The sequence below is a fragment of the Isoptericola haloaureus genome, from assembly GCF_036689775.1.
Lineage (GTDB): Bacteria > Actinomycetota > Actinomycetes > Actinomycetales > Cellulomonadaceae > Isoptericola > Isoptericola haloaureus.
Map to the genome: position 1 here is coordinate 213,583 of NZ_JBAGLP010000117.1, position 24,027 is coordinate 237,609.

General features: G+C 72.3%; 24 protein-coding genes. 13 read left to right on the forward strand and 11 right to left on the reverse strand.

The genetic code is table 11. The annotated features are described in order from the left end of the window. Positions 1-32 precede the first annotated feature (32 nt). Positions 33-1,304, reverse strand: a complete 1,272-nt coding sequence (locus V5O49_RS09165) for an arginine deiminase (RefSeq protein ID WP_332902144.1) — start codon at positions 1,302-1,304, stop codon at positions 33-35. Between the two features lie 449 nt (positions 1,305-1,753). Here V5O49_RS09165 and V5O49_RS09170 point away from each other — a divergent pair, with 449 nt between their 5' ends. From V5O49_RS09170 to V5O49_RS09190, 5 genes are all read left to right on the forward strand, one after another. Next, positions 1,754-1,951 (forward strand): hypothetical protein, encoded by a 198-nt coding sequence (locus V5O49_RS09170; RefSeq protein WP_332901956.1) that lies wholly within the window; start codon positions 1,754-1,756, stop codon positions 1,949-1,951. Between the two features lie 25 nt (positions 1,952-1,976). Next, a complete protein-coding gene (locus tag V5O49_RS09175) occupies positions 1,977-3,479 on the forward strand; it encodes a basic amino acid/polyamine antiporter (RefSeq protein WP_332901957.1) in 1,503 nt (500 codons plus the stop codon). 369 nt (positions 3,480-3,848) lie between these two features. Continuing rightward, positions 3,849-4,295, forward strand: coding sequence for a hypothetical protein (locus V5O49_RS09180; RefSeq protein ID WP_332901958.1), 447 nt, complete (start codon positions 3,849-3,851; stop codon positions 4,293-4,295). A 90-nt stretch (positions 4,296-4,385) separates the two neighbouring features. Further along, the gene (locus V5O49_RS09185) at positions 4,386-4,895 is read left to right on the forward strand and encodes an LURP-one-related/scramblase family protein (protein ID WP_332901959.1); all 510 of its coding nucleotides are present in this window, start codon (positions 4,386-4,388) and stop codon (positions 4,893-4,895) included. Positions 4,896-4,953: 58 nt separating this feature from the next. Then, complete coding sequence (locus V5O49_RS09190; RefSeq protein WP_332901960.1) at positions 4,954-6,957, forward strand: bifunctional lysylphosphatidylglycerol flippase/synthetase MprF; 2,004 nt, start codon at positions 4,954-4,956, stop codon at positions 6,955-6,957. A gap of 42 nt (positions 6,958-6,999) precedes the next feature. On the opposite strand, the gene V5O49_RS09195 is transcribed toward V5O49_RS09190, so the two are convergent. Both V5O49_RS09195 and V5O49_RS09200 read right to left on the reverse strand, forming a co-directional pair. Next, on the reverse strand, positions 7,000-7,785 hold the full coding sequence (locus V5O49_RS09195) for a hypothetical protein (RefSeq protein ID WP_332901961.1): 786 nt from the start codon (positions 7,783-7,785) through the stop codon (positions 7,000-7,002). Beyond that, a complete protein-coding gene (locus V5O49_RS09200) occupies positions 7,782-8,702 on the reverse strand; it encodes an ABC transporter ATP-binding protein (protein ID WP_332902145.1) in 921 nt (306 codons plus the stop codon). The genes V5O49_RS09195 and V5O49_RS09200 overlap by 4 nt, the downstream gene beginning before the upstream one ends. 208 nt (positions 8,703-8,910) lie before the next feature. Here V5O49_RS09200 and V5O49_RS09205 point away from each other — a divergent pair, with 208 nt between their 5' ends. Then, on the forward strand, positions 8,911-9,687 hold the full coding sequence (locus V5O49_RS09205) for a CPBP family intramembrane glutamic endopeptidase (RefSeq protein ID WP_332901962.1): 777 nt from the start codon (positions 8,911-8,913) through the stop codon (positions 9,685-9,687). A gap of 33 nt (positions 9,688-9,720) precedes the next feature. Continuing rightward, positions 9,721-10,167 carry an alternative ribosome rescue aminoacyl-tRNA hydrolase ArfB gene (gene arfB, locus V5O49_RS09210; protein ID WP_332901963.1) on the forward strand — a complete coding sequence of 149 codons (447 nt, stop codon included), beginning with the start codon at positions 9,721-9,723 and terminating at the stop codon, positions 10,165-10,167. Between the two features lie 13 nt (positions 10,168-10,180). Here the strand turns inward: arfB and V5O49_RS09215 are convergent, their stop codons facing one another. Then, positions 10,181-10,543: a rhodanese-like domain-containing protein gene (locus tag V5O49_RS09215; RefSeq protein ID WP_332901964.1), complete on the reverse strand. Its 363-nt coding sequence runs from the start codon at positions 10,541-10,543 to the stop codon at positions 10,181-10,183. A 238-nt stretch (positions 10,544-10,781) separates the two neighbouring features. Next, positions 10,782-11,447 (reverse strand): DsbA family oxidoreductase, encoded by a 666-nt coding sequence (locus V5O49_RS09220; RefSeq protein ID WP_332901965.1) that lies wholly within the window; start codon positions 11,445-11,447, stop codon positions 10,782-10,784. Between the two features lie 169 nt (positions 11,448-11,616). On the opposite strand from V5O49_RS09220, the gene V5O49_RS09225 reads away from it, so the two are divergent. Both V5O49_RS09225 and V5O49_RS09230 read left to right on the forward strand, forming a co-directional pair. Continuing rightward, positions 11,617-12,567, forward strand: coding sequence for a zinc-binding dehydrogenase (locus tag V5O49_RS09225; protein WP_332901966.1), 951 nt, complete (start codon positions 11,617-11,619; stop codon positions 12,565-12,567). A 116-nt stretch (positions 12,568-12,683) separates the two neighbouring features. Continuing rightward, complete coding sequence (locus V5O49_RS09230) at positions 12,684-13,595, forward strand: hypothetical protein (protein WP_332901967.1); 912 nt, start codon at positions 12,684-12,686, stop codon at positions 13,593-13,595. Here V5O49_RS09230 and V5O49_RS09235 read toward each other — a convergent pair. Together V5O49_RS09235 and V5O49_RS09240 are read right to left on the reverse strand one after the other, a co-directional pair. Beyond that, complete coding sequence (locus tag V5O49_RS09235) at positions 13,559-14,173, reverse strand: DUF6580 family putative transport protein (RefSeq protein ID WP_332901968.1); 615 nt, start codon at positions 14,171-14,173, stop codon at positions 13,559-13,561. The genes V5O49_RS09230 and V5O49_RS09235 overlap by 37 nt on opposite strands. Further along, positions 14,170-14,619: a DUF4430 domain-containing protein gene (locus V5O49_RS09240; RefSeq protein WP_332901969.1), complete on the reverse strand. Its 450-nt coding sequence runs from the start codon at positions 14,617-14,619 to the stop codon at positions 14,170-14,172. Before V5O49_RS09240 ends, V5O49_RS09235 begins: the two co-directional genes overlap by 4 nt. Positions 14,620-14,726: 107 nt before the next feature. On the opposite strand from V5O49_RS09240, the gene V5O49_RS09245 reads away from it, so the two are divergent. Then, positions 14,727-15,752 (forward strand): pyridoxal-phosphate dependent enzyme, encoded by a 1,026-nt coding sequence (locus tag V5O49_RS09245; RefSeq protein WP_332901970.1) that lies wholly within the window; start codon positions 14,727-14,729, stop codon positions 15,750-15,752. Further along, positions 15,749-16,960: an amidohydrolase gene (locus V5O49_RS09250; protein ID WP_332901971.1), complete on the forward strand. Its 1,212-nt coding sequence runs from the start codon at positions 15,749-15,751 to the stop codon at positions 16,958-16,960. The genes V5O49_RS09245 and V5O49_RS09250 overlap by 4 nt, the downstream gene beginning before the upstream one ends. Here the strand turns inward: V5O49_RS09250 and V5O49_RS09255 are convergent. Continuing rightward, the gene (locus tag V5O49_RS09255) at positions 16,957-19,083 is read right to left on the reverse strand and encodes a DNA gyrase/topoisomerase IV subunit B (protein ID WP_332901972.1); all 2,127 of its coding nucleotides are present in this window, start codon (positions 19,081-19,083) and stop codon (positions 16,957-16,959) included. The two genes, V5O49_RS09250 and V5O49_RS09255, sit on opposite strands and share 4 nt — an antisense overlap. Before the next feature lie 174 nt (positions 19,084-19,257). Between V5O49_RS09255 and V5O49_RS09260 the strand changes: the two genes are divergently transcribed. Together V5O49_RS09260 and V5O49_RS09265 are read left to right on the forward strand one after the other, a co-directional pair. Then, positions 19,258-19,440: a DUF7455 domain-containing protein gene (locus V5O49_RS09260; RefSeq protein ID WP_332902146.1), complete on the forward strand. Its 183-nt coding sequence runs from the start codon at positions 19,258-19,260 to the stop codon at positions 19,438-19,440. A gap of 218 nt (positions 19,441-19,658) precedes the next feature. Beyond that, entirely contained in the window at positions 19,659-20,426 is a 768-nt protein-coding gene (locus V5O49_RS09265) for a hypothetical protein (protein ID WP_332901973.1), read from the forward strand. A 121-nt stretch (positions 20,427-20,547) separates the two neighbouring features. Here the strand turns inward: V5O49_RS09265 and V5O49_RS09270 are convergent, their stop codons facing one another. From V5O49_RS09270 to V5O49_RS09280, 3 genes are all read right to left on the reverse strand, one after another. Then, a complete protein-coding gene (locus V5O49_RS09270) occupies positions 20,548-22,146 on the reverse strand; it encodes an RNA polymerase sigma factor (RefSeq protein WP_332901974.1) in 1,599 nt (532 codons plus the stop codon). 230 nt (positions 22,147-22,376) lie between these two features. Further along, positions 22,377-22,721 (reverse strand): universal stress protein, encoded by a 345-nt coding sequence (locus V5O49_RS09275; RefSeq protein WP_278234644.1) that lies wholly within the window; start codon positions 22,719-22,721, stop codon positions 22,377-22,379. A gap of 9 nt (positions 22,722-22,730) precedes the next feature. Continuing rightward, complete coding sequence (locus tag V5O49_RS09280; protein WP_332901975.1) at positions 22,731-23,927, reverse strand: DUF4192 domain-containing protein; 1,197 nt, start codon at positions 23,925-23,927, stop codon at positions 22,731-22,733. Between the last annotated feature and the right edge of the window lie 100 nt (positions 23,928-24,027).

Genomic DNA, 24,027 nt, shown 5'->3' on the forward strand with positions numbered 1-24,027 from the left:
GTCTCCGGGATGTCGACGGGGCGGGATAGGGGTCAGAAGACGGGGTCGCGCACGATCGGGCCGGTCATGCAGTGCCCGCCGCCGCGGCCGCGGCCGAGCTCGCCTCCGGCGATCTCGAGCACCTCGATCCCCGCGGCACGCATCGCGGCGTTCGCCGTGGTGTTGCGGTCGTAGGCGAAGACCACCCCAGGTTCCAGCGCCACGGCGTTGTTGCCCGAGTCCCACTGCTGACGCTCGGCCTCGTAGACGTCCCCGCCGGTCTCGATCACGCGCAGCGAGCCCAGGCCGAGCTCTCGAGCGACGACGTCGAGGAAGGGACGGTTCCCCTCGTCGCTGACGTGGACCTGCCCCGGCCGGCCGCCGGGACGCAGCACGAACGGGTGGATCGCGTCGACGATGCGCGGGTAGACCGTGACGGCGTCGACGTCGACGAACGTCATCACGGTGTCCAGGTGCATCGCCGCGCGCAGCTTCGGCATGCCGCCGACCACCACCTGATCGGCCACGTCGGCGTCGAACAGCGCCGAGGCCACCTGCGTGATGGCCTGGCGGGAGGTCCGCTCGCTCATCCCCATCAGGACGGTGCGGTTGCCGACGGGCATGATGTCACCGCCCTCGAAGGTCGCCTGGCCGTGGTCCGTCTCCGGGTCGCCCCACCAGACCGTGGAGCCGCCGAGCTCGGGGTGGAACTGGTAGACGGCCTTCATGAGGATCGTCTCGCCGTGCCGGGCCGGCCAGTACAGGGGATTGAGGGTGACGCCTCCGTAGAGCCACGTGGTCGTGTCCCGGGTGAAGAGCGTGTTGGGCAGCGGCGGCAGCAGGTACTCGCGCGAGTCGGGCGAGTACTCGGCGAGCGCGCGGTACCCGGCCGGCAGGTCCGGGACGTCGCTGGTGGCCAGCCCTCCGATCAGGTGCTCGGCGAGCCAGTCGGGCGCCATCCGCTCGAGGTGCTCACGGGTGGCGTCCACGAGGCCGGTGCCCACCGCGTCGGGCACGACGAGTCGGTCCAGGAGCCAGTCGCGGGCCCCCGGGGCGGCCATCGTCTCGGCGAGCACGTCGTGCAGCTCGAGGACCTCGACGCCGAGCGAGTCGAGGTCGCCGACGAACCGGGCGTGGTCCTCCATCGCCCGGTCGACCCACAGGACGTCGTCGAAGAGGAGCTGGTCGGAGTTCGTCGGGGTCAGCCGGCGGTGCGCGAGGCCGGGGCGGCACACGAGCACCTTGCGGAGCCGCCCCACCTCGGAGTGGACGCCGACCGTGGTCGCGGAGGCGTCCGCGCCGAGGGCGGAGGGGACGAGCGGCAGGGCCGCGGACTGGTCGATCAGGGAGCTGGTCACGGGGTACCTCACGAGGATGCGAAGGGAAGGGACTGTCGGGACCGGGCTCCGAACGCGTCATCGCCGGTCCGACACCTCAAGGTTCCGCGCCTCGGGGAGGGCCCGACCCCGACCGACGGCGATCTCACCCCGGGGTTCGCCCCCGCGGTCCGCCGCCGCCCCGTCGACGGTGCTGCCGGCGCCCGGCAGCTCTGACCGGCGCCCCACGAGCGCCCCACGAGCGCCCCACCGACGGCCCGCCGCACCGCGCGTCACCGGCATCCGACCGTCCCGCGGGGCCTCGCCCGCCCCGCGGGGTGAAGCCGGGGGCGAATCCACCGGGAACCCCCTCCCGGGCGCCCTCGAGGACAGCAGGCTGGAGCAGTCATCACGACCGAGCGCGCCGACCGAGCGCCCCCCACCACACGGAGAGACCCATGACCCTGCACCTCGACCCGCTCCACGACCTCCCCGAGCTCCACCAGATCGAGGCGGCGCTCCGTCTCGTCCGCGAGATGGACTGCGGTCTCCTGCCGCCCGAGGCGGATCTCGATCTCGACTCGCTCGGCGAGGAGATCGACCTGGCAGACCTCGTGCGCGAGCTCGCTCCCACCCACCCGCTCCCGCGCGTCTGACGCGCCACCCTGACCGGAGATCACCATGACGACGACCGACATCCGGCCGGCCGACAGCATCGAGGGTGCTGGCCGGGCCTCGACGACCTCTCGCACCGCCACCCTCGGCCTGCCCGCACTGACCGCGATGGTCGTGGGCTCGATGGTCGGCGCGGGAGTGTTCCAGCTGCCCTCGAGATTCGCCGGGGAGACCGGCGTCTACGGGGCACTGATCGCCTGGGGCATCGCCGGTCTGGGCATGCTCGCGCTCGCGTTCGTCTTCCAGAAGCTCGCGCTGCGCAAGCCGACGCTGGACAACGGCGTGTACGTCTACGCGAGGGAAGGCTTCGGCGCCTACCCGGGCTTCCTCTCCGCGTTCGGCTTCTGGGCGTCCGCCTGCGCCGGCAACGCGTTCTACTGGGTGCTCATCATGACCACCGTGTCCCAGCTCTTCCCGGGACTCGAGCCCGCTCTCGGCGAGGGGAACACCTGGCTCGCGTTCGGTCTGTCGGGCGCCGCCGTGTGGGGCTTCTACACCCTCATCCGACGGGGGGTGAAGGAGGCCGCGGTCGTCAACCTCGTCGTGACCATCGCCAAGATCGTCCCGCTGGTCCTCTTCCTCGTCCTGGTGGTCTTCGCCTTCGACTGGAACGTGTTCACCGGCAACCTCACCGGCGGGTACGACCTGCCGGGAGGCGACTCGCTGTTCTCCCAGGTACAGGGCACGATGCTGATCACCGTCTTCGTCTTCCTGGGGATCGAGGGCGCGAGCGTCTACTCGCGGTACGCCACCAAGCGGCGCGACGTCGGTCGCGCCACCGTGCTGGGCTTCACGTCCGTGCTGGCGCTGTTCGCGAGCATCTCGATCCTGTCCTTCGGGATCCTCCCGCGCGCCGAGATCGCCGAGCTGCAGCAGCCGTCGATCGGCGGCGTGCTGGAGTCCGCCGTCGGGCCGTGGGGCGGGACCTTGATCCGGATCGGACTCATCGTCTCGGTCCTGGGCGCCTATCTCGCCTGGCAGCTCCTGGCGGCAGACGTCGTGTACGCCGCGGCCGAGGACGGTGACCTGCCCAAGTACTTCGCCCGGAAGAACCGCCGCGGGGCCCCGCAGAACGCCGTGCTGTGGACCTCGGTCTTCGTCACCCTCATCCTGTTCGCCGTGCAGTTCGTGGACAACGCCCTCGACTTCACGCTGGACCTCACGGCAGCGCTCTCGCTGGCACCGTTCGCGCTGGCGGCCGCCTACGCCGTGAAGATCGCGGTCCGCCGTGACGGCTATGACGGCGTCCCCCGAGGGACCCGGCGCCTCGAGCTCGCGATCGCCGGCGTGGCGACCGTCTACACGGTGTTCCTCCTCTGGGCAGCGGGTTACGTGTTCCTCTTCCTGGCGTGCCTCCTGCTGGCACCGGCCACGGTGCTGTACGTCGTCGCTCGACGCGAGCGACGGAACAGGGTCTTCACGGGCCCGGCACTGGCGACCTTCCTGACGGTCCTCGCGTGCGCGGTCGTCGGCGTCGTCCTGCTGGCCACGGGTGCGATCCACCTGTAGGGGTACCGCTCCGCACCGGCGTGGACACCGGTGGCCGTCGTCGGCTGCACGACGGCCACCGACCGTCGTGCGCGCCGCGCAGACCCTCGGCTACGAGGGCTACCCGCAGCTGCGCGTCGCCGTCGCCCGCGAGCTCGCGCGGCCGACCCGCCGAGCTGCTGGCCGACATGCTCATGATCAAGGCGCTCGTCGAGGTGCTGGTCGCCCGGCGCGGCGAACGCGGACGCGACGCCCGGGCCGCCGTCCTGCACGAGCTGGGCTCGGCGATCGAGGAGTAGCCGGACGACCTCCGGTCGCCGGGTCGTCGGCGCCGTGCCAGCATCCTTCTCGACGGACGTATCGCTGTCGATGACCCGGAGGACGATTGCTGTGAGCGTGACGACCGAGCAGGTGGACAAGCTGGCCGACGCCGCGATGGGCTGCACCGAGTACGTGATGGCGCACAGCCTGGCGGGCAAGTGGGGCATGATCAAGGAGGTGTTCGCCATGCGCAGCGCCGCCGGCGACGTGCCGCACGGCCCCGGCCACGACCTCATCAGCGCCACCCGGCAGCACCTGTCGGACCGGTCGGACTCCGGCCCCACCATCGACGCCGAGGACAAGGACGCCCTCCGCGCCGACGGGCAGCGCCTCGTCGAGTCGTCGCTGCCCGTCATCGCCGCGCTCCCGGCCGACGTCGCCGAGCAGGTACGCGCCTGGCTGATCGGCATCGCCGAGAAGGTCGCCGGGGCGTCCAAGGACAAGGGCGGGTCCGAGAAGGTGTCCGACGCCGAGGCCGCCGCCATCGAGGACCTGCGTCGACTCCTCCGCGCCTGACCGTCGCTCCGGTCGCGGGCTGCGTGGCCCTCCACGTGCTGTGATACGTGCGCTGCGCTACGTTGCTGGCACGTCGACCCGGAGGTTCCGATGCCGCTCCCCCCGCCCCCCGCCGGCTGGTCCCGCTACATCCTCAAGAGCAAGTTCGGGATGGGGCGCGACTTCGCCGTCCTCAACCCGGACACCGAGGAACAGGTCTGGTTCGTCGACGGCAAGGTCGGCATGCGCCCCAAGGCCGATGTCCAGGACGCTGCCGGGAACGTCGTCTACACCGTCACCGGCAAGATGTTCGGCATCCCCAAGCAGATGACGATCGCCACCGCCGACGGCAGCGAGGTCGCCTCCCTGCGGGCCAAGGCCTTCTCCATGATCAAGGACAAGATGACCATGGAGGTCCCCGGTGGCGAGCCGTGGAGCCTCGAGGGGTCCTTCATCGAGAAGAACTACTCGGTCAGCGCCGGCGGACGTCACGTCGTCCAGATCACCCAGAAGTGGGTGACCATCCGGGACTCGTACACCCTCGACGTCGCCGACGGCATCGACGTCGGCCTCGCGCTCGCCGTGGTGTGGGCGATCGACCGCTGGGTCGAGCGCGACTGAGCGGCCCGTCGTGAGCTGGCTCGGCCGGACAGCGCGCCGTCTTCCCTTCACTCTGGGTGTGGTCGCGACCATGCTCGTGCTGGGCCTGGTGAGCCAGGCCCTGTGGTCGCCCTTCGAGGACTCGGACTGGTTCGCCTCCGTCGCGTTCGGCGCACCGGCGTTCGCGGACGGGCACTGGTGGACACCGGTCACCGGGTCGTTGTTCGCGCGGGTGCCGTGGGAGTACGTCCCCGTCGCGGGAGGCTTCCTGGTGCTGGTCGGGTTCGCCGAGCTCCGGCTCGGCACCCGCCGTGCCGCGCTCGTCACCGCTGTCTGCCAGCTCGCCGGCGTCGTGGGCTCCGCCCTGCTGCTCGGGCTCCTCGGCCGGACCACCTGGACCTGGGCCCAGCAGACCTCTCAGGTGCTCGACGTCGGGTTCAGCGCCGGCGCCGTCGGCGCCGTCACCGTCGCGCTCTGGACGCTGCGCCCGCCCTGGCGCGGGCGGCTGTCCGCCGTCGTCGCCGCCTACGTGCTGGTCTCCGTCGTGTTCTTCGGCGGTATCGCCGACGTCGAGCACCTGGTGGGGTGGCTCGCCGCGCTCGCACTCGTGCCCGTCGTCGTCCACCCGGCCCTCGGCGTGCGCGCGCCGGCCGGAGGCGTCCGGCTGGCCCGCGTCCATGCCGCCGGATACTTCGGGATCTCCGCCCTGATCACCGTGCTGGCCGGGTTCGCCACCGCCGCCGAGGGCCCGCTCGGCACCGTCGGCGGCGATGACTGGCCGACCGGACTGCTCAGCGTCGTCGTGGACCTGGTCCTGGCCGTCGGACTCCTGCGCGGCCGACGGCTCTGGTGGCGGGTGGCGCTGGTGCTCACCACGATCTCGCTCGTCCTGCTCTCGCTGCTGCTCGTGGCCGCCGTCGTCGCCGAACCCCACGAGCTCCCGCTCGTCGTCGTCATGCTGCTGCTCGACGCCGGCGCGCTCGTCCTGCTCGTCGTGCGCCGCCACGCCTTCCGCAACCGCCGCGGGGCGGGCCTCGCCGGGACGGACGACTCCTTCGACCAGGAGGACGCCCGCGAGACACTCGTCCGTCTCGGCGCCGGCCAGCGGCTGGCGTGGATGACGACGTGGGACGGCTCGCAGCGCTGGGCACCGGGCATTCCCGACGGCTACGTCACCCACCAGGTGCACTCCGGCGTCGCCGTCGGGCTGACCGACCCCGTCGGCGACGGGCCGCAGGGGCGCGGCGAGCTGGCCGACGCGTTCGTCGCCGCCGCTCGGCACTCCGGCCTGACCGCCTGCTTCTTCTCCTGCAGCGCCGAGCTGGCCGACCTGGCCGTCGAACGCGGCTGGACCACCGTGCAGGTGGCCGAGGAGGCCGTCGTCGACCTCCCCGGACTGGAGTTCCGTGGCAAGAAGTGGCAGGACGTGCGCACGGCCATCAACCAGGCGCGCAAGCACGGCGTGGAGCACCGGATGACCCGGTGGGCCGACGAGCCGGAGGAGATCCGGGACCAGCTGCGTGCCATCTCCGCGGCGTGGCTCGGCGACAGCGACCTGCCGGAGATGGCGTTCACGCTCGGCGGGCTCCGTGAGGCCTCGGACCCTGCGGTGCGCATCGGGCTCGCCGTGGATGCTGACGGCCGGGTGCACGGCGTGACGAGCTGGCTGCCCGTGCACGCCCCCGGGGGCAAGGTCGTCGGCTGGACGCTCGACGTCATGCGCCGCGCCCCGGACTCGTTCCGCTACACGATGGAGCTGCTCATCGCGTCGGCGCTGACGGCCTTCCGCGACGAGGGGGCGCTCGAGGTCTCGCTGTCCGGCAGCCCGCTGGCACGGTCCGGCGACGAGGAGCCGGAGGGGATCGACGCCGTGCTCGACCAGCTCTCGACGACCCTGGAACCGCTCTACGGGTTCAGCTCGCTGCACCGGTTCAAGCTGAAGTTCCAGCCGCGCTCCGTCCCCCTCTACCTGGTGGTCCCGGACCCCGCCGCCCTGCCCCTGGTCGGCATCGCGCTCGTGCGGTGCTACCTGCCCGAGGCGCGGGCCAGGGACCTGGTCGCCGCCGCTCGGTCCACGCGCTGACGCCCCGCCGGGAGTCCCGGCGGGGCGTCGAGGAAGCTGGGTTCAGGCGTCGCGGCGGTTCATCGCGACGGCGGCGATCAGGCAGGCGCCGACGGCCCAGGCGAGCATGACGACGGAGCCGAACGCGACGCCGAGGTCGTCGGTCGTGGCGCCGAACGCCCCGCTGCGCACGATCGAGTCGCCGGCGCCGCTGGGCAGGTAGGAGGTGATGTGCGCCAGCCAGTCAAGACCGATGATGCCGGCGAACGGGAGCACGACAAGCAGCGCCACGACCACCGTCACGGCGACGCCGCTCGAACGCACGAGCGCACCGATGCCGACCGCCATGACCGCCGTGGCGATGCACACCGCCGGCACTCCGATGAAGACGTCCCAGGTGCGGGCCGCACCGAGGTCGACGACGGCGCCGTCGCTGCCGTAGCGGGCGAGCATGATGGCGGTGGAGGCCGCCACGACCACGATCGACACCACGCCCGCATAGATGCCGAGCACGGTCGCCTTGGCCGCGAGCCACAGGCCACGGCGCGGCACGACGGCGAACGAGACCCGGTACATGCCCGAGCTCCACTCGCCGGTGGCCTGGAGCGCCGCGAACACCGAGACGATGACCCAGGGTGTGACGATGGCGCTCGCGATGCTCGCCATGGTCCAGTCGAGCTCGTTGCCCGGTTCGGGCACGGTACGACTGGACGTGGCCACCATCATCAGGCCGAGCACGATCGATGCGACGGCGACCCACCACATGCCGCGCACCGTGGTCAGCTTGAGCGTCTCGGCACGCACGGCGTGGCCGAATGTCAGGCGGGCGTCGGCGAGAGTGGCGCTCATCGAGCCGCTCCTTCCTGCGCGGTGGCGTGGTACTCGACGGCGTCGGCCGTGAGGCTGAGGTACGCCTCCTCGAGGGTGGCGTTGGTCTTGACCAGCTCGTGCAGGTCGAGTCCGGCTCCCACGGCGAGGTGGGCGATGCGAGGAGGTTCGAGGCCGTCGACGACCAGCGCCTCGCTCGTGCGGGTGGCTCGTGCTCCTTCGGCCCCGACGATCTCCGCGAACTGCTCGTCGTCGGAGGTGCGCACGGTGACCGCTCCCGAGGCCGCCTGGGCCGTGAACTCGGCGATGGACGCGTCGGCCAGGATCCGGCCCTTGCCGATCACGACCACCCGGTCCGCGGTGAGCTGCACCTCGCTCATCAGGTGGCTGGACAGCAGCACGGTGCGGCCCTCGGCGGCGAACTGACGGGCGAGGTTGCGCACCCACAGCACACCGTCCGGGTCGAGGCCGTTGACCGGCTCGTCCATGATGAGCGTCGACGGGTCGCCCAGCATCGCCGTCGCGATCCCGAGCCGCTGGCCCATCCCCAGCGAGAATCCCTTGACGCGCTTGTTCGCGACGGTGTCGAGGCCGGTCATCTGGATGACCTCGTCGACGCGTCGGCGTCCGATCCCGTGCGAGGCAGCCAGCACCCGCAGATGGTTGCGGGCGGTTCGGCCCGGGGTGACGGACTTGGCCTCGAGCAGCGCGCCCGCGGCCCGCATCGGCGCCACGTGGTCGGCCAGCGGCTTGCCCTCGATCGTCGCGGTGCCGGAGTCCGGCCGGTCGAGGCCCATGATCATGCGCATCGTCGTCGACTTGCCGGCGCCGTTGGGTCCGAGGAACCCGGTCACCGAACCTGGTGGTGCCTGGAAGGAGATGTCGTCGACGGCTCGCTTGGGGCCGTAGGTCTTGGTCAGTCCGGACACCTCGATCATGAGCACGCCTCTCCACAGGGATGACCTTGGAAAAGACGCTATCAACGATCAGACACCTAGGCCCGACGAAAGAGAATCGCCCCCACTGTCTACCGCGACAACAGAATCTGCTCTTTCGGACTTGAGGGAACCGACATCTTCTGTCGCACCCATAGTGAATCAATGGTAGTTGTATGCCATTGCCGCATTCTGAGGAGACGAGGAACTCATGGCGACGACGGAGCCCACCGAACCGACCACGGCACAGGCTGCCACGAAGCGAGACTTCCCCTTCTACGCCGGAAACCCTGTTCTGCTGCGCGGGCGACAGTGGGCGGTCGTCCTGCTCGGCGTCGCCGTCGCCTTCGCCCTGCTCTCCCTGCTGCCCGTGCCCGGTCCGCCGCTGCTGGGACAGTGGGTCCGCGCCTTGCTGTTCGTGGCGGTGCCGCTGGCCGCGCTCGCGCTGGTCGCCGGCCGGCACTGGACGGCGCTCTTCCACCGTGTGGGGTGGAAAGACGTCGGCATGATGGTCGGCTTCGCCGTGCTCAACACGGTGGTCAGCCTCGTCGTCGGCTCCATCGTGATCTCCACGGCGGGCGCCGACGCCAACCCCGTAGGCGGGGCGCTCCAGGACATGGGGACCGGCGAGCGCGTGCTGATGTTCGCCTCGATGGTCCCTCAGCTCATCGGCGAGGAGCTGCTGACGATCCTGCCGTTCCTGGCGCTGCTGTACCTGGGGGTGACCAAGCTCGGCCGCTCCCGGCGCGCCACCATCATCGTGGCGTGGCTCGGCACGGCGCTGCTCTTCGGGGCGGTCCACCTGCCCACCTACGACTGGAACTTCGTGCAGTGCTTCGTCGTCATCGGCATCGCGCGCGTCATCCTGACCATCCCGTTCCTGATCACCAAGAATCTCTGGGTGAGCGCCGGCGCACACATCCTCAACGACTGGCTGCAGTTCGGGTTCGGTCTCTTCGCGGGTTCCTTGCTGTTGGTGACCCTGTAGAAACCGGGCCAGCGGCCGCGGCACCATGGAGGCATGCCCTCACCGACCCGCGACGGACTCGTCGTCAGCCCGTCCCTGACGATCCCCCGGGCCGAGCTGACCGAGCGGTTCTCCCGGTCCTCCGGCCCCGGTGGTCAGGGCGTCAACACCACCGACTCACGGGTGGAGCTGTCCTGGGACGTCGACCGCTCGGCGGTGCTGAGCCGTGTCCAGCGCGAGCGGATCGTCGCCCGGACAGGTCACCGGCTGGTCGACGGCGTCCTGACGGTCACGGCGTCCGAGCACCGCGAGCAGCGGCGCAACCGGGACGCGGCAGCCCATCGACTGGCCGCGCTCGTCGCCGACGCTGTCGCACCGCCCGGCCCCCGGCGTCGGGCGACGCGGCGCACCCGCGGGTCCCAGGAGCGCCGGCTCAAGGCCAAGAAGCAGCGGTCCGCGACCAAGCGGATGCGCTCGTCCCGGCCGTCGCGGGACGACTGAGCAGCCCGCGCCGTCAGTCGACGATCGCGAGGCCCGTCTCGTCGGCCGCCTCCTGGACGCTGCCCGCGTTGACGACGTCGTCGAAGCCCTGCGCCTGCAGGAAGTCGAGGGCCGCACCGGCGCGGTTGCCCGAGCGGCAGTACAGGACGTACGAGCCGTCCGGGTCGAGGTCGGCGAGCTGCTGGGTGGCGTCCGGCGACTGCACGTCGATGTTCAGCGCACCCTCGAGGTGGCCGCCGGCGAACTCGGCCGGCGTGCGGACGTCGATCACCACCGTCCCGGTCTCCAGCGTCGCGGTCTCGCCGTCGCCCGACGGCGCGCACGCGGCGAGCGCCACGGTCCCCGCCAGCGCCAGCCCGATTCCCAGCATCGACATCCTGACCATGCTCACTGCTCCCGTCTGTCGTCGGACGGAGTCGGCCTCCGTCCCGGGAGCAGTCTACTAGATACCCCTAGGGGTATCTAGACCGGGGTCGCCGTCGTCGCCGTCCGCCGCACCCGGGGCCGTCTCGACCTCGCTCTCCTGCCCGGCCACGGGCGAGCAGACGCCGGTGACCGGGTCACACACCGCGGCGCCGTCGGCGGCCACGAACGTCAGCGGTCCCGCGGCGTGATCAGGCATCGACCTGCTCCCACGCCTGCGCGATCGCCCGGCCGTAGGCCTCGGTCGGCACGGCGCCGGGGATCCCGAGGCGGCGTCCGAGCACCGTGAACGGCACGCCGCGGGCGCCCAGCGCGATCGCCTCGTCGTGCTCGGCGCGGACCGCGTCGGCGTAGCGGTCGCCGGCGAGCACGTCGCGGATCTCGTCCTCGGGGATGCCCAGCTCGGTGCCGAGCCGCACCAGGGTGTCGGCGGCGAAGGCCTCGGGGTCGCCGCTGAACAGGGCCGCCTGCATCGCCGTCATGTACTGCCAGCCGACGCCGTGCTCGTTGCCCAGGTGCACCAGGCGCAGCATGTCCAGGGTGTTCTGCACGGGGTGGTTCGGCGCGTAGGCGAGCCCCTCGGCGCGGGCCAGGTCGGCGACCTGGTCCTCCATCTGCCGGGCCTGCTCGACCGGCAGCCCCTTCTTGGCCGACAGGTAGTCGACGACGGGCGTCGGCTCGGCCGGGAAGTCGGGGTCGAGCTGGAAGGTACGGATCTTCACGTCGATGCGGTCGGCCTGGGGCGAGTCCTGGATCGCGGCCTCGAGGCGCGCGTCGCCGATGTAGCACCACGGGCACAGGACGTCGGACCAGACCTCGATCTCGAGGCGGGTGTCGGTAGCGTCGGTAGCAGTCACGGTCCGTACAACTCGTGTCGCATCGATTCATTCCGCGATCGAGCGGCTGGACCGACGAGTTCGCGCCCGGGTGTGAGGCGCGTCTCATCACCCCGATTCCGGTGGCGGTCGGCAGACCCAGGCATAGCGTGGCCAATAAGGAAACCCCGCTGAACAAAAGGAGACTGCCATGCGCGCCTGGCGATTCCACGGCACCCACGAGCCGCTCACCCTCGAGGAGGTGCCGGAGCCCGAGGCCGGGCCCGGCGAGGTGGTCGTCGACATCAAGGCCGCCGGGGTCTGCCACTCCGACGTCAGCGCCCTGGACGACGAGACGTGGATGCCCCTGTTCCCCCAGCTCCCGGTGACGCCCGGTCACGAGAACGCCGGCGTCATCAGCCAGGTCGGCCCCGGCATGGAGCACTGGACGGTGGGCGACCGCGTCGGCCTCTCGCCGCTCACGGGCGACGGGTTCGCCCTCGGGTACGGCACGTGGGACGGCGGGTTCGGCGAGAAGCTGCGCGCCACCGACGAGAACCTGGTCCGGCTCCCGGACGAGGTCAGCTTCGAGATGGGCGCCATGGCCACCGACGCCGGCCTGACCTCGTACCACGCGATCGTCACCGCCGGTGGGCTCGAGCCCGGGATGCGGGTCGGCGTCATCGGCCTCGGCGGCCTGGGCTACATCGGCGCCCGCGTCGGCGTCCTCAAGGGGGCCGAGGTGTATGGCGCGGACATCAGCGCCGGTGCCCGCGAGCTCGCCGACGAGATCGGCCTGGCCGGGGTCGCCGAGTCCATCGAGGAGTTCGCGGACAAGAAGCTCGACCTCATCGTCGACTACGCCGGGTTCGGCACCACCACGACCGGTGCGCTGAACACGCTGGCCGAGTTCGGCACCTTCGTCCAGGTCGGCATGGGCAAGCTGGAGTTCGAGATCAGCACCTACCCGATCATCATCAAGCAGCTCACGATCAAGGGCTCGAAGTCCGGCACCAAGCAGGACCTCGTCGAGCTCTACGACCTCATGCGGTCCGGCGACCTCAACCCGCCGGTCAACCACATCACCCACGACGAGATCCCCGGCGCCATCGACCGGCTGCGCGAGGGCGGCGTCGTCGGACGGCTCATCGCCACCTACTGACGACACGGGTCGCGCCCCTGCCGGACGGCGTCGGAGGTCCGGCAGGGGCGCGTCGCCGTCTCCGCCCCCGTGGCCCGACGGCGGCGGCGGCGAGCGATCTGGCATCATGCCTGGTCATGACTGGATCAGCGCCGCCCCAGCCGCTCTCCCCCACCCGAGGATTCCTCCTGGGCGCCGGTGCGGCCGTCGTCGGCCTGCTCCCCTGGATCATGGCCGGATGGCAGCCGTCGTGGCCGACCTACCCGAACAAGCCCGACCTCTTCGTCCACACGTTCCTGCCGTTCTCGCCGGACCTCCTCGCGCTCATGCTCGGGGTCGTCGTCCTGCCCGGCGCGATCGTCGGCGTCGCCCTCCGCCCTCGCACCGCAGCGATCCCGGGGCGTGTAGACGCCGCCGCGACCGCCGGACTGGTCCTGGTCATCGCCGGCGCAGCGCTGCAGAGCGTCGCGGTGACGGCCCCGAGGCTCCGCCCGGAGACGTCCGGTCTGCTCGACGTCGCCGTCGGCCTGACAGCCGTCGCGGTCGCGCTCGCGATCTCCGTCCTCGTCTCCCGGGTGCTGGCCCGCCGTACCGTGCCGGCCGCCACCGTCGCCGCCGCCGCTGGTGCCGCGGCTGCCGGGTACTGGCTCGAGAGCGTCCTGCGCATCCCGTGGGGCTGGGGGCTTCAGCTACCGGACGAAGTCATCGTCACGCTCGCCCTGATCACGCAGATCATCCCCGCCATCCTCCTCGGAGCCGCCCTGGCGTGGTGCGGCTGGACGCCCCGACGTCGGATCTGGGCCTGGACGGTCGCCCTGCTGATCTTCTGGGTCGGTCAAGCCGTCCTGGATGCGGCGACGTACTGGTTCGTCACCGCGCGGTCGATGGGTTCCTCGAGCCCCGCGCAGTACGCCGGCGTCGCTCTGGACGGCCTGGTCTGGAGCCTGCCGTACGCCGTCGCAGCGGTCCTGGTCGGTATCGTCGGCCGCCTCGTCCTACCCCGCCTCCAGCGCTACCGCGAGAAGGACGCCACCGCGCCGACGGCGTGAGCCCGCTCCAGCCGCTCCACCAGCGCGACGACAGCGGCCGCGACCGGCACGAGCACGAGGTTGCCGAGCAGCATGGGCCGCAGGAACGGCAGCCCCGCCACGTAGCTGGCGAGCAGCCCGTCCAGGCCCGCCGGGTAGAAGGTGCCGCGGCCCTGCAGCCAGACACCGAAGTTCGTCCAGAGGTAGAACACCAGCGAGGAGCCGACGCCGAAGCCGAGCGCGGCGACCACCCGGCGTCCGCCGCTCGCCCGGCGGGTCCACCAGGCGCCGACGCCGATCGCGGCCCACGCCGTCCACGTGAACAGCAGGATCGCGGAGTTGGTCAGCAGCACGTCGCTGATCGCGACCACGACCAGCGGGGCGAGCATCGCCAGGCGGTGCCGCAGCAGAGCGGCCGCCGCGAACGCGGCCGCCGTGGACAGCTCCAGGTTCGGCGGAGCGCCCAGGTCGTCCTTGACGACCCGCCACACGATCGCCGCCACGACGAGCAGCACGGCGACGGCGGGCCGCCACCAGCGCTCGCCGAGCTCGCGCAGGCTCAGGTCCGGCGTCGTGCCCGTCGCGGGTGCGTGGCTCATTCGGTGATCTCCTCCAGCGTCCACCGGATCTCCTGGCCGTCCTCGGTCTCCAGCGAGCCGGCGCCGACCTGGGCCATCTCGCCGTCGACGTACAGGCCCCAGAACTCGTCCTCGTCCGCCGAGTGGCCCTGGATCCCGGTCACGTAGGCCATGTCGCCCTCGCCGGTCACCTCGGCCTCGGGGTCGGCCTCGAGCAGCAGGTCCAGGGCGGTCTCCCCGTCCTGGCCGGCGTAGGTGAGCTCGGTGACGTCCTCGGCCGACTCCTCGGCGTCCTCCGCGTCGGCGTCGGACGTCTCCTGCGTGGCGGTGACGGAGGCCGAGGTGTCCGCGGGGTCGGCGGCGGGAGTGTCGTCCTGCCCGCAGGCGGCCAGCAGGCCGACCGACAGAGCACCGGCAGCAGCGGCGGAGAGCAGGCGGGTCGACGTCGTACGCATCACGATCTTCACGTCCACGAGCCTAGCCCGCGCCCCCGCGCGGCCGTGCCCCGCGCCGCCATCCGGACGCGTGACGTCGCTCTCGCGCTGGACCAGGGCGTTCACGCCATGATGGGCAGGTGACCCGATGGTTCAGCGCACCCGACGCCCGCACATGGAACGCGCCGACGACGCACGACAGCCCGCGCGACTTCCACCGCACGCTGCCCGGCTACTCCCCCACGCCGCTGGTCGAGCTCCCCGAGCTCGCTACCGAGCTCGGGGTGGGTCGCTTGTTCGTCAAGGACGAGTCGTCCCGGCTCGGACTGCCCGCCTTCAAGATCCTCGGCGCCTCCTGGGCCTGCCGGCAGGTGCTGGAACGGCAGCCGGGCGCGGAGCTCGTCACGGCGACCGACGGCAACCACGGCCGGGCCGTGGCCCGCACGGCCCACCAGCTCGGCGTCCCCGCGACGGTCTTCGTGCCCGACGTCATGGAGCAGGCGACCCAGGCAGCCATCGAGGCCGAGGGGGCAAGCGTCGTGCGGCTCGACGTCGGGTACGACGACGCGGTCCGGGCCGCAGCGGACTACGCGGACGCCGCCGACACCCGGGCGCTGGTGCAGGACACCGCCTGGGAGGGCTACACCGACGTCCCCGCCTGGATCGTCGACGGCTACGGCACCCTGCTGGAGGAGGTCGACGAGCAGCTGGGCCGCGCACCGGACCTCGTCGCCGTGCCGGTGGGCGTCGGCTCGCTCGCCGAGGCCGTGGTGCGTCACTACCGCCGTCCGGACGCCCCGCACCCGACCGTGCTGTCGGTCGAGCCCGATACCGCGGCCTGCACGCTGGAGAGCCTCGCCGCCCACGAGCCCGTCACGGTCCCCACCGGTGCCACGGTCATGGCGGGCCTGAACTGCGGCACCGTCTCCAGCACCGCCTGGCCCGTGCTGCGCGACGGCTGCGACGCCGCCGTCTCCGTCGGCGACGACGAGGCCGAGCGGGCCGTGGCCGACCTGGGCAGGCTCGGCATCTCCTCAGGACCCAGCGGTGCCGCCACCCTCGCCGGGGTCCGCGCCGCGCTGTCCGAGCCGGAGCGCCGCGACGCGCTCGACCTGCCGACGCACCCCGTCGTCGTCCTGCTCAGCACCGAGGGAGCCCCGGCATGACCGCGAGCGCCACCGACCCGGCCACCCCCGGGACTCCCGACGTGCCCGCGGCGCTCGTCGACCGGGCCCGTGCCTGGCGCCACGACCTGCACCGCATCCCCGAGACGGCCTTCGACGAGCACGCCACCGCCGACTACGCCGCCCGCGTGCTCGACGGGCTCGGGTACGACGTCGTCACCGGCGTGGGCGGCACCGGGGTCGTCGCCTCGCTGACGCGCGGGTCGGCGACGCGGACCGTGGGACTGCGCTCCGAGCTCGACGGGTTGCCGATCACCGAGGCGAGCGGCGTCGAGTACGCCTCGACCCATCCGGGCGCGATGCACGCCTGCGGCCACGACGGGCACCTGGCGATGCTGCTGGGTGCTGCCGCGCTGCTCGCCGAGGACGGCGGGTTCGACGGCACCGTCCGGGTGATCCTGCAGCCGGCGGAGGAACCCGGGCGCGGGGCGCGCGCGATGCTCGAGGACGGGCTGTTCGCGCGGTTCGGCGTCGACAGGCTGTTCGGGATCCACAACATCCCGGGCCTGCCCGCCGGGACCCTGCACACCCGCCCCGGACCGATCATGGCCGGCGAGGACAACTTCACCATCGCGGTCCGCGGACGCGGGGGCCACGCCTCGGCACCGCACCTGGTGGTCGACGCGCTCGTGGTGGCCGCCGAGATCGTCATCGCGCTGCAGCACGTCGTGGCACGCAGCGTCGACCCCGTGCACACCGCCGTGCTGTCCTGCACCGACCTGCGCACCGACGGGGCGCGCAACGCCATCCCGACGCACGCCACGATCACCGGCGACACCCGCAGCTTCGACCCGGACGTCAGCGCGCTGCTGGAGCGCCGCATCCTGCAGATCAGCCAGGGCGTCGCCGCCGCGCACGGCGCCGCGGTCGACGTCGAGTACACCCACGAGTTCGAGCCGACCGTGAACGACGCCGGCGCCGTCACGCTGGCCGGGCGCGCGGCGCGGCGGGCTCTCGGCGCCGCGCAGGTCGACGTGGCCGCCGCGCCGATCATGGGCAGCGAGGACTTCGGTGTGCTGGCCCGCCACGTGCCGGCGTGCCTGGTCTTCCTCGGCAACGGCACCGCGCCCGGGGCGGGCGGGGTGCCGCTGCACAGCGCCGACTACGCGTTCAACGACGACGTGCTGGCCGCCGGCATCGCCTTCTCCCGCGAGGCCGTCGTCGAGAGCCTGGCCGCACCGACCCCTTAGGCGTCGATCTGGGCGCGGTCCAGGGCGTTCGCCCCGGCGACGATGAACTCCTTGCGCGGCGCGACGTCGGACCCCATGAGCAGGTCGAAGACGCGCTCGGCGGCCTCGGCGTGCTCCACGGTCACCCGGCGCAGCGTGCGGCGGCGCGGGTCCATCGTCGTCTCGGCGAGCTGGTCGGCGTCCATCTCGCCCAGACCCTTGTACCGCTGGATGTCGTCCTTGTAGCGGCGGCCGGCCTTGTCGAGCTTCTTCAGCGTCGCGTTGAGCTCGGCCTCGGAGTAGGTGTACAGGTACTCGCCCTTGCGGCGGCCCGAGCCGAGCACCTCGATCCGGTGCAGCGGCGGCACGGCGGCGAAGACGCGGCCCTCGGTGAGCAGCGGGCGCATGTACCGGTAGAACAGCGTCAGCAGCAGCGTGCGGATGTGCGCGCCGTCGACGTCGGCGTCGGTCATCAGCACGACCTTGCCGTAGCGTGCGGCGTCCAGGTCGAACGAGCGACCCGACCCGGCGCCGAGCACCTGGATGATCGCGGCGCACTCGACGTTGCGCAGCATGTCGCTGATCGACGCCTTCTGGACGTTGAGGATCTTGCCGCGGATCGGCAGCAGCGCCTGGAAGTCCGACGAGCGGGCCAGCTTGGCCGTGCCGAGGGCGCTGTCGCCCTCGACGATGAACAGCTCGGAGCGCTCGACGTCGTCGCTGCGGCAGTCGGCGAGCTTGGCCGGCAGCGAGGAGGACTCCAGGGCGTTCTTGCGCCGCGAGATCTCCTTCTGCTTGCGGGCGGTGACCCGCGCGCGCATCTCGGCGACGACCTTGTCCAGCAGCAGCGCGGACTGCGCCTTGTCGTCGCGCTTGGTCGACGTCAGCAGCGCCTTGAGCTCGTTCTCCACCACGCGCGAGACGATCTGGCGCACCGGCGCGGTGCCGAGGACCTCCTTGGTCTGGCCCTCGAACTGCGGCTCGGCCAGGCGCACGGTGACCACGGCCGTCATGCCGGCCATCGCGTCGTCCTTCTCGATGCGCTCGGCGGAGTCCTTCGTGGAGACCTTCAGCCGGCGGGCGTTCGCCTCGACCTGCTTGCGGATGGTCTTGAGCAGCCCCTGCTCGAACCCGGTGCGGTGCGAGCCGCCCTTGGGCGTGGCGATGATGTTGACGAAGGTGCGCAGCTCGGTCTCGTAGCCGACGCCCCACCGCAGCGCGACGTCGACCTCGCAGTCGCGCTTGACCTCCTGGGAGGTCATGTGGCCCTGGGAGTCCAGGACGGGCACCGTCTCGGTGAAGGAGCCCGAGCCCTGCAGCCGCCAGGTCGAGGTGACGGGGGTGTCGGGCGCGAGGAACTCCACGAAGTCCACGGCGCCGCCGGAGTGCTGGAAGACCTCCTCGTGCGGGCCGGACTCCCCCGGCGTGCCCGGCAGGCCGCGCTCGTCGCGCACGGTGATCTGCAGGCCCGGCACGAGGAACGTCGTCTGGCGCGCCCGCGTGACCAGCTCGTCGTAGGAGAACACCGCCGACTTCGGGAAGATCTGCCGGTCGGCCCAGTAGCGCACGCGGGTGCCGGTGCGCTTGCGCGGCGCCTTGCCCACGACCTCGAGCTCGGAGTGGTCGACGAACGGCTCGAACGGGGCCTCCGGCGTCGGACCGGTGGCCGGGTCCGCGAACGTGCCGGGCTCACCGCGGTGGAACCGCATGCCGTAGGTCTTGCCGCCGCGGTCGACCTCGACGTCGAGGCGCGAGGACAGGGCGTTGACGACCGAGGCGCCCACGCCGTGCAGGCCGCCGGAGGCCGTGTACGAGCCGCCGCCGAACTTGCCGCCGGCGTGCAGCTTGGTGAAGACCACCTCGACGCCGGACAGGCCCGTCTTGGGCTCGGCGTCCACGGGGATGCCGCGGCCGTCGTCCTCGACGGTCACCGAGGAGTCGGCGTGCAGGACGACGCGGATCGCGGTGGCGTGGCCGCCGAGCGCCTCGTCGACGGAGTTGTCGATGATCTCCCACAGGCAGTGCATCAGGCCGCGGGAGTCGGTCGACCCGATGTACATGCCGGGTCGCTTGCGGACCGCCTCGAGGCCCTCGAGGACGGAGAGATGGCGTGCGGTGTAACCGGACTCGGACGTGGCTGTCACGCGCACGAGGGTAGCCGAGCCCGCTGACAGCGCCGCCCAGGCGCCCCGCAGGAGCCCGCGATCGTGACCCGAACCGTGATTCGCCGGGAGCGAACCGGGCCCCCGCCCGGGAAGAATTCACGGGCGAGATGGTTTGATGGTGGCGTGAGCACTACGACCGAAGACACGACCCAGATGACCGCCGCCGACCGCTGTGACCGCTGCGGGGCCCAGGCCTACGTGCGTGTCGAGCTTCCCAGCGGGGAGCTGCTGTTCTGCGGCCACCACGCCCGTGCCCACGCCGACGCCTACCAGTCCGTGGCCACGCACATCCAGGACGAGACCGATCGTCTGCACGCCGAGCACGGCGCCGGCTGACCACGCGCCGTCCCCGCCGGGGACGCCCCGAGACCACGAGGGCCCCGCACCGATCGGTGCGGGGCCCTCGTCGTGCCGCCACCGGTTCCCTGTCTTCGTCCTGGTCGTGCGGGTGATCCGGACCCTGCCTAGCGTGAAGACGACGTCGACCGGCTCACCCGCGGTCCGATCCCGGATCTCGCCGAGCTGCTCGACGAGCACTCCCGGGGGTGGGACCGATGCGTCTGCTCGGAAGGGTCGTCAGGCTCGCGTTCGCGATCGTCGCCGCGGCGTTCCTCGCCGCCGCGGCGTCCGCACCGGCCGCCGGTGCGGACGTGTCGCCCGGCCCCGGCCAGCCGAGGGTCGACGGCTTCGTGACGGTGAACGGCGACGTGGCGCAGCCGGGCCTGCGCGTCGCGGTCGTCGCCCTCGACGGCGACCAGGAGACGCGGTGCGGCGACTTCGTCACCGGCGAGGGGGCCACGTTCGAGCTCATCCTTCCCGCCGAGTGCGGCCCGGGCGCGACCGCCGTGTTCCGTGTCGACACCGGGACCCAGTCCGACACCGTCGTCGAGATCACCGAGGACCAGCGGTTCACGACCACCGTCGACTTCCAGCTCTCGGCCACGGAGCTGGTGTCCCTCGGGATCCAGCCGAGCACCACGCCCGAGGTCGCGGTGATCTCCAGCTCTCCCCTGCAGGGGACGGACCTGCGCGTCGTCGTGCTGAGCACCGTCATCCCGGCGACCCTGCTGCTGGTCGTCATGGTGCTGATGAAGGCCAGCTTCTGGCGACGCGGCACGTCCTCCGGCGGCGGGTCGACGCCGGAGGACAAGGGGGACGGCACCTACCGCTCCCAGATCGAGGGCATGGTCCTGGTGATGGTGGTGCTCGCGGTCATCCTGCTGGGAGTCACGGACAAGATCGGCTCCGACGGACTCGTCTCGGTCCTGGCGGCCATCGTCGGGTACACCGTGGGCCGGCAGGTCGGCGCCCGGTCGACGTGACGCTGAGCTGCAAGAGGTTGCCGCCCTCGTTGTGGGCATGAAATATGCCGCCCTCCCAGCGGGAGAGCGGCATATTTCATGCCCACAACGGGTCGGTGGGGCCGGCGAGCGCGCCGACGACTCAGTCGAGGTAGTCGCGCAGGACCTGCGAGCGCGACGGGTGGCGCAGCTTCGACATCGTCTTGGACTCGATCTGGCGGATCCGCTCACGGGTGACCCCGTAGACCTTGCCGATCTCGTCCAGCGTCTTGGGCTGGCCGTCCTGCAGGCCGAACCGCATGGAGACGACGCCGGCCTCGCGCTCGGAGAGCGTGTCGAGCACCTGGTGCAGCTGCTCCTGCAGCAGCGTGAACGACACCGCGTCCGAGGGCACGATCGCCTCGGAGTCCTCGATGAGGTCACCGAACTCGCTGTCGCCGTCCTCGCCGAGCGGGGTGTGCAGCGAGATGGGCTCGCGACCGTACTTCTGGACCTCGACGACCTTCTCGGGCGTCATGTCGAGCTCCTTGGCCAGCTCCTCCGGCGTGGGCTCGCGGCCCAGGTCCTGGAGCATCTGGCGCTGCACGCGGGCGAGCTTGTTGATGACCTCGACCATGTGCACCGGGATACGGATGGTGCGGGCCTGGTCGGCCATCGCGCGGGTGATCGCCTGCCGGATCCACCAGGTGGCGTACGTCGAGAACTTGTAGCCCTTGGTGTAGTCGAACTTCTCGACCGCGCGGATCAGACCGAGGTTGCCCTCCTGGATGAGGTCCAGGAACAGCATCCCGCGGCCGGTGTACCGCTTGGCGAGCGAGACGACGAGTCGCAGGTTCGCCTCGAGCAGGTGGTTCTTGGCACGGCGGCCGTCGTGCGCGATCCAGCGCAGGTCGCGCCACATCTTGCGCTCGTCGGCCGTGGCCTTGGTGCGGTCGAAGTCGGCGTAGTCCTGGGCGAGGCGCTCCTCGGCGAACAGACCGGCCTCGATGCGCTTGGCGAGCTCGACCTCCTGCTCGGCGTTCAGCAGGGCGACTTTGCCGATCTGCTTGAGGTAGTCCTTGACCGGGTCGGCCGTGGCGCCGGCGGTGACGACCTGCTGCGCGGGCTGGTCCTCGTCGTCGGTGTCGGAGACGACGAAGCCGCCGCCCTCCTCGTCCTTCTTGCCCCGGCCGAGCTTGATGCCGGTGACGTGGATCTCGCGCTGCTGGTCGCCGGACTCCTCGTCCTCGACGGGGACGCCGTCGGGCTCCGGGGCCGGCTTGTGCGCCTTGGCGGCCGCCTTGCGGGTCGTGCCCGTCCCGGCAGCCTTCTTCGCGGCCGGCTTCTTGGCCGCCGTCTTCTTCGCGGCGGGCTTCTTGGCCGCCGGCTTCTTCGTCGTCGACGTCGTCGAGCCGCTGTCGGCGTCGGACGCGTCGTCCGCGGGCGCGTCCGCCGACGACGTCGACTTCTTGGCAGCCGACGTCGACGCCGGGGCCTTGGCCCGCGTCTGGGTCTTGGTGGAGGAGCTGGCCGCCGCGGCGACCTTCGCCGCCATGGGCACGCCGACCTCGACACCGGCGCCCGCGAAGGCGCGCAGCACCGCCTTCAGGCGCTTGGGGTCACCCACGGACGCGTGCTCGCAGGCAGAGCGGAAGCTCTCCGCGTCGACACGACCGTTCGCGGTGCCGCGGTCGAGCAGCTCCTGCAGGGCAGGGTGGTCGAACTCTCGGGGCAGCGGGGGGTTCTGCGCAGTGGACGCCACAAACCGACCTTTCGGCGTTCGAGGAAGACGGTGGACCGCCGTCGGAGCCTGGGGCGAGGGCCTCTCGACTCGGCGGAATACCTCTATTGTACTGGCGACACCTGGGAGGACGGTCGCTCAGGACCGTCGCCGCCTCGCCGCGGCCCACCTCCCTGGTACGTCATCGGTGGTCACGCTGGTGAACACCGGATGTCGTGCCGTGTATTCCCCGCGAGGTCAGCGGCGCGTCGTCACGGTTTGACGGCCAGCACGGGGCAGGGAGCCTCGAGCAGGATCCGCTGCGCACCGGAGCCCAGGATGAGCTTGCCCACAGGGCTGCGACGTCGCAGCCCGATCACGATGAGCTCGGCCCGGGCCTCGACGGCCTCACGGACCAGGTCCTCGGCGAGGTCGCCGGTCCCCGGGACGACGGCGTGCTCGACGCCGGCCGCCTCGAGCCGCTGCACGACCTCCTCGACCCCGTTGCCGGATCCGATGACCACGAGTCGCGTCCCGCGCTGCGCCGCCTCCGCCTCGGCAGCCGCCAGCGCCTTCGCGCCCTCGGGAGTGCTCAGGTGTCCCACGACGATCGCCATGGCTGCACGCTACCGGACGTGACCGCCCGCGGGCCTCCCCCGCGAGCCGTCGGCCGCCTGCTCCGCGCGCACCCACCCCGGCGGCAGCCCGGCCACCACGACACCCTGCACGAGTCGCGCGAGCCGGTAGTCGGCATCGGCGTCCAGGGCGTCCTCGACCCGGCGGGCGGCGCGCGGACCGTCGCCCTGCCACCAGGCCAGGAAGGCGAGCAGGGTCAGCGGCGCGACCTGCAGGCGTCGCGGCACGTGCGCCACCACCTGCTCGAGCACGGCGCAGCCGCGGCGCACCGGCGCCGGGTCGGGCGCGACGGCCCGGTCGGCGTCGACGACGGCGGAGATCGCGCGGGCCGTGCGCGCCTCGTCCTCGAGGCCCTTCAGGGCCGCCCCGGCGGCGTCGTCGCCGTGCGGCACCAGGCTCAGCAGCGCCGCGTCGCGGACCCGCCGGTCGGCGAGCCCCGCTCCCACCCGGCCCAGCAGCGCGGGCCCCAGGGGCGTCGGCGCGGGGTCCGCCGGGTCGTCGACCTGCCGCAGCGCCGCCCGCCACGCCGCCCACGCCTCGTCCCGCCAGCCCCGGGCGCCGTCGTCGTCCCCGGTCGTCGGGCGGGACGCCTCGCGCCGCCGCGCGGCCCGTGCGGACAGCCCGCGTGCTGCGGTCGGGGCGGGCGGGATCCGGAACGCCTCCTCGGCCGAGCCCGCGAGCGCCCGGCCGGCGAGCACGTGCGCGGCCCCGACCTCCCCGTGCTCGAGCGCCGACGTCGGGAACCCGCCCGGCGGGCAGCAGGCGGGGTCGTCGCAGTCGAGCCCGCGGTAGGACTCGGGCGCCACGTGCCAGCTCTCCACCCGGACGGCCGGGTCCACGACGCGCCGGACGGCCTCGACACGGTCGGACACCGCGGTGGCCTCCCCCGCGGTGTAGAGCACCAGCAGGCAGAAGGCCGGGTCGACCTCGGCCACGGCCCGGGCCAGCGGCTCCAGCGCCTCGGGGCCGGCCGCGCCCGGGCCCGCCGCACCTCCGGGGCCCGCGACCCCGGCGAGGTCGGCCAGGCCGACGCGGGCGACGAGCCCGAGGCGTCCGGACGCCGTCACGCAGGCCAGGACGACGGACTCGGCGGGCCGGAAGCCGAGCCGGTACGGGACGGCGGCGAGCAGGTCGTGAGCGTCGCGCAGCCGGATGGTCTCGGGGGTGGGTTCGCAGGTGGTGGTCATGGCTCGAGCAGACCGTGCGAGGTCGTCGTCCCGCACGGCCCGGCGTCCCCGGTGGGGCCACGGTGGGGACGCGCGCGTTCTGGGGGTGAGCGCCGACTAC

Coding starts and splice junctions, on each gene's coding strand:
- V5O49_RS09170 (WP_332901956.1), top strand. CDS start 1,754: ATGACCCTGCACCTCGACCCGCTCCACGACCTCCCCGAGCTCCACCAG.
- V5O49_RS09175 (WP_332901957.1), top strand. CDS start 1,977: ATGACGACGACCGACATCCGGCCGGCCGACAGCATCGAGGGTGCTGGC.
- V5O49_RS09185 (WP_332901959.1), top strand. CDS start 4,386: ATGCCGCTCCCCCCGCCCCCCGCCGGCTGGTCCCGCTACATCCTCAAG.
- V5O49_RS09195 (WP_332901961.1), bottom strand. CDS start 7,785: ATGAGCGCCACTCTCGCCGACGCCCGCCTGACATTCGGCCACGCCGTG.
- V5O49_RS09200 (WP_332902145.1), bottom strand. CDS start 8,702: ATGATCGAGGTGTCCGGACTGACCAAGACCTACGGCCCCAAGCGAGCC.
- V5O49_RS09205 (WP_332901962.1), top strand. CDS start 8,911: ATGGCGACGACGGAGCCCACCGAACCGACCACGGCACAGGCTGCCACG.
- arfB (WP_332901963.1), top strand. CDS start 9,721: ATGCCCTCACCGACCCGCGACGGACTCGTCGTCAGCCCGTCCCTGACG.
- V5O49_RS09215 (WP_332901964.1), bottom strand. CDS start 10,543: ATGTCGATGCTGGGAATCGGGCTGGCGCTGGCGGGGACCGTGGCGCTC.
- V5O49_RS09225 (WP_332901966.1), top strand. CDS start 11,617: ATGCGCGCCTGGCGATTCCACGGCACCCACGAGCCGCTCACCCTCGAG.
- V5O49_RS09230 (WP_332901967.1), top strand. CDS start 12,684: ATGACTGGATCAGCGCCGCCCCAGCCGCTCTCCCCCACCCGAGGATTC.
- V5O49_RS09235 (WP_332901968.1), bottom strand. CDS start 14,173: ATGAGCCACGCACCCGCGACGGGCACGACGCCGGACCTGAGCCTGCGC.
- V5O49_RS09250 (WP_332901971.1), top strand. CDS start 15,749: ATGACCGCGAGCGCCACCGACCCGGCCACCCCCGGGACTCCCGACGTG.
- V5O49_RS09260 (WP_332902146.1), top strand. CDS start 19,258: ATGACCGCCGCCGACCGCTGTGACCGCTGCGGGGCCCAGGCCTACGTG.
- V5O49_RS09265 (WP_332901973.1), top strand. CDS start 19,659: ATGCGTCTGCTCGGAAGGGTCGTCAGGCTCGCGTTCGCGATCGTCGCC.
- V5O49_RS09275 (WP_278234644.1), bottom strand. CDS start 22,721: ATGGCGATCGTCGTGGGACACCTGAGCACTCCCGAGGGCGCGAAGGCG.
- V5O49_RS09280 (WP_332901975.1), bottom strand. CDS start 23,927: ATGACCACCACCTGCGAACCCACCCCCGAGACCATCCGGCTGCGCGAC.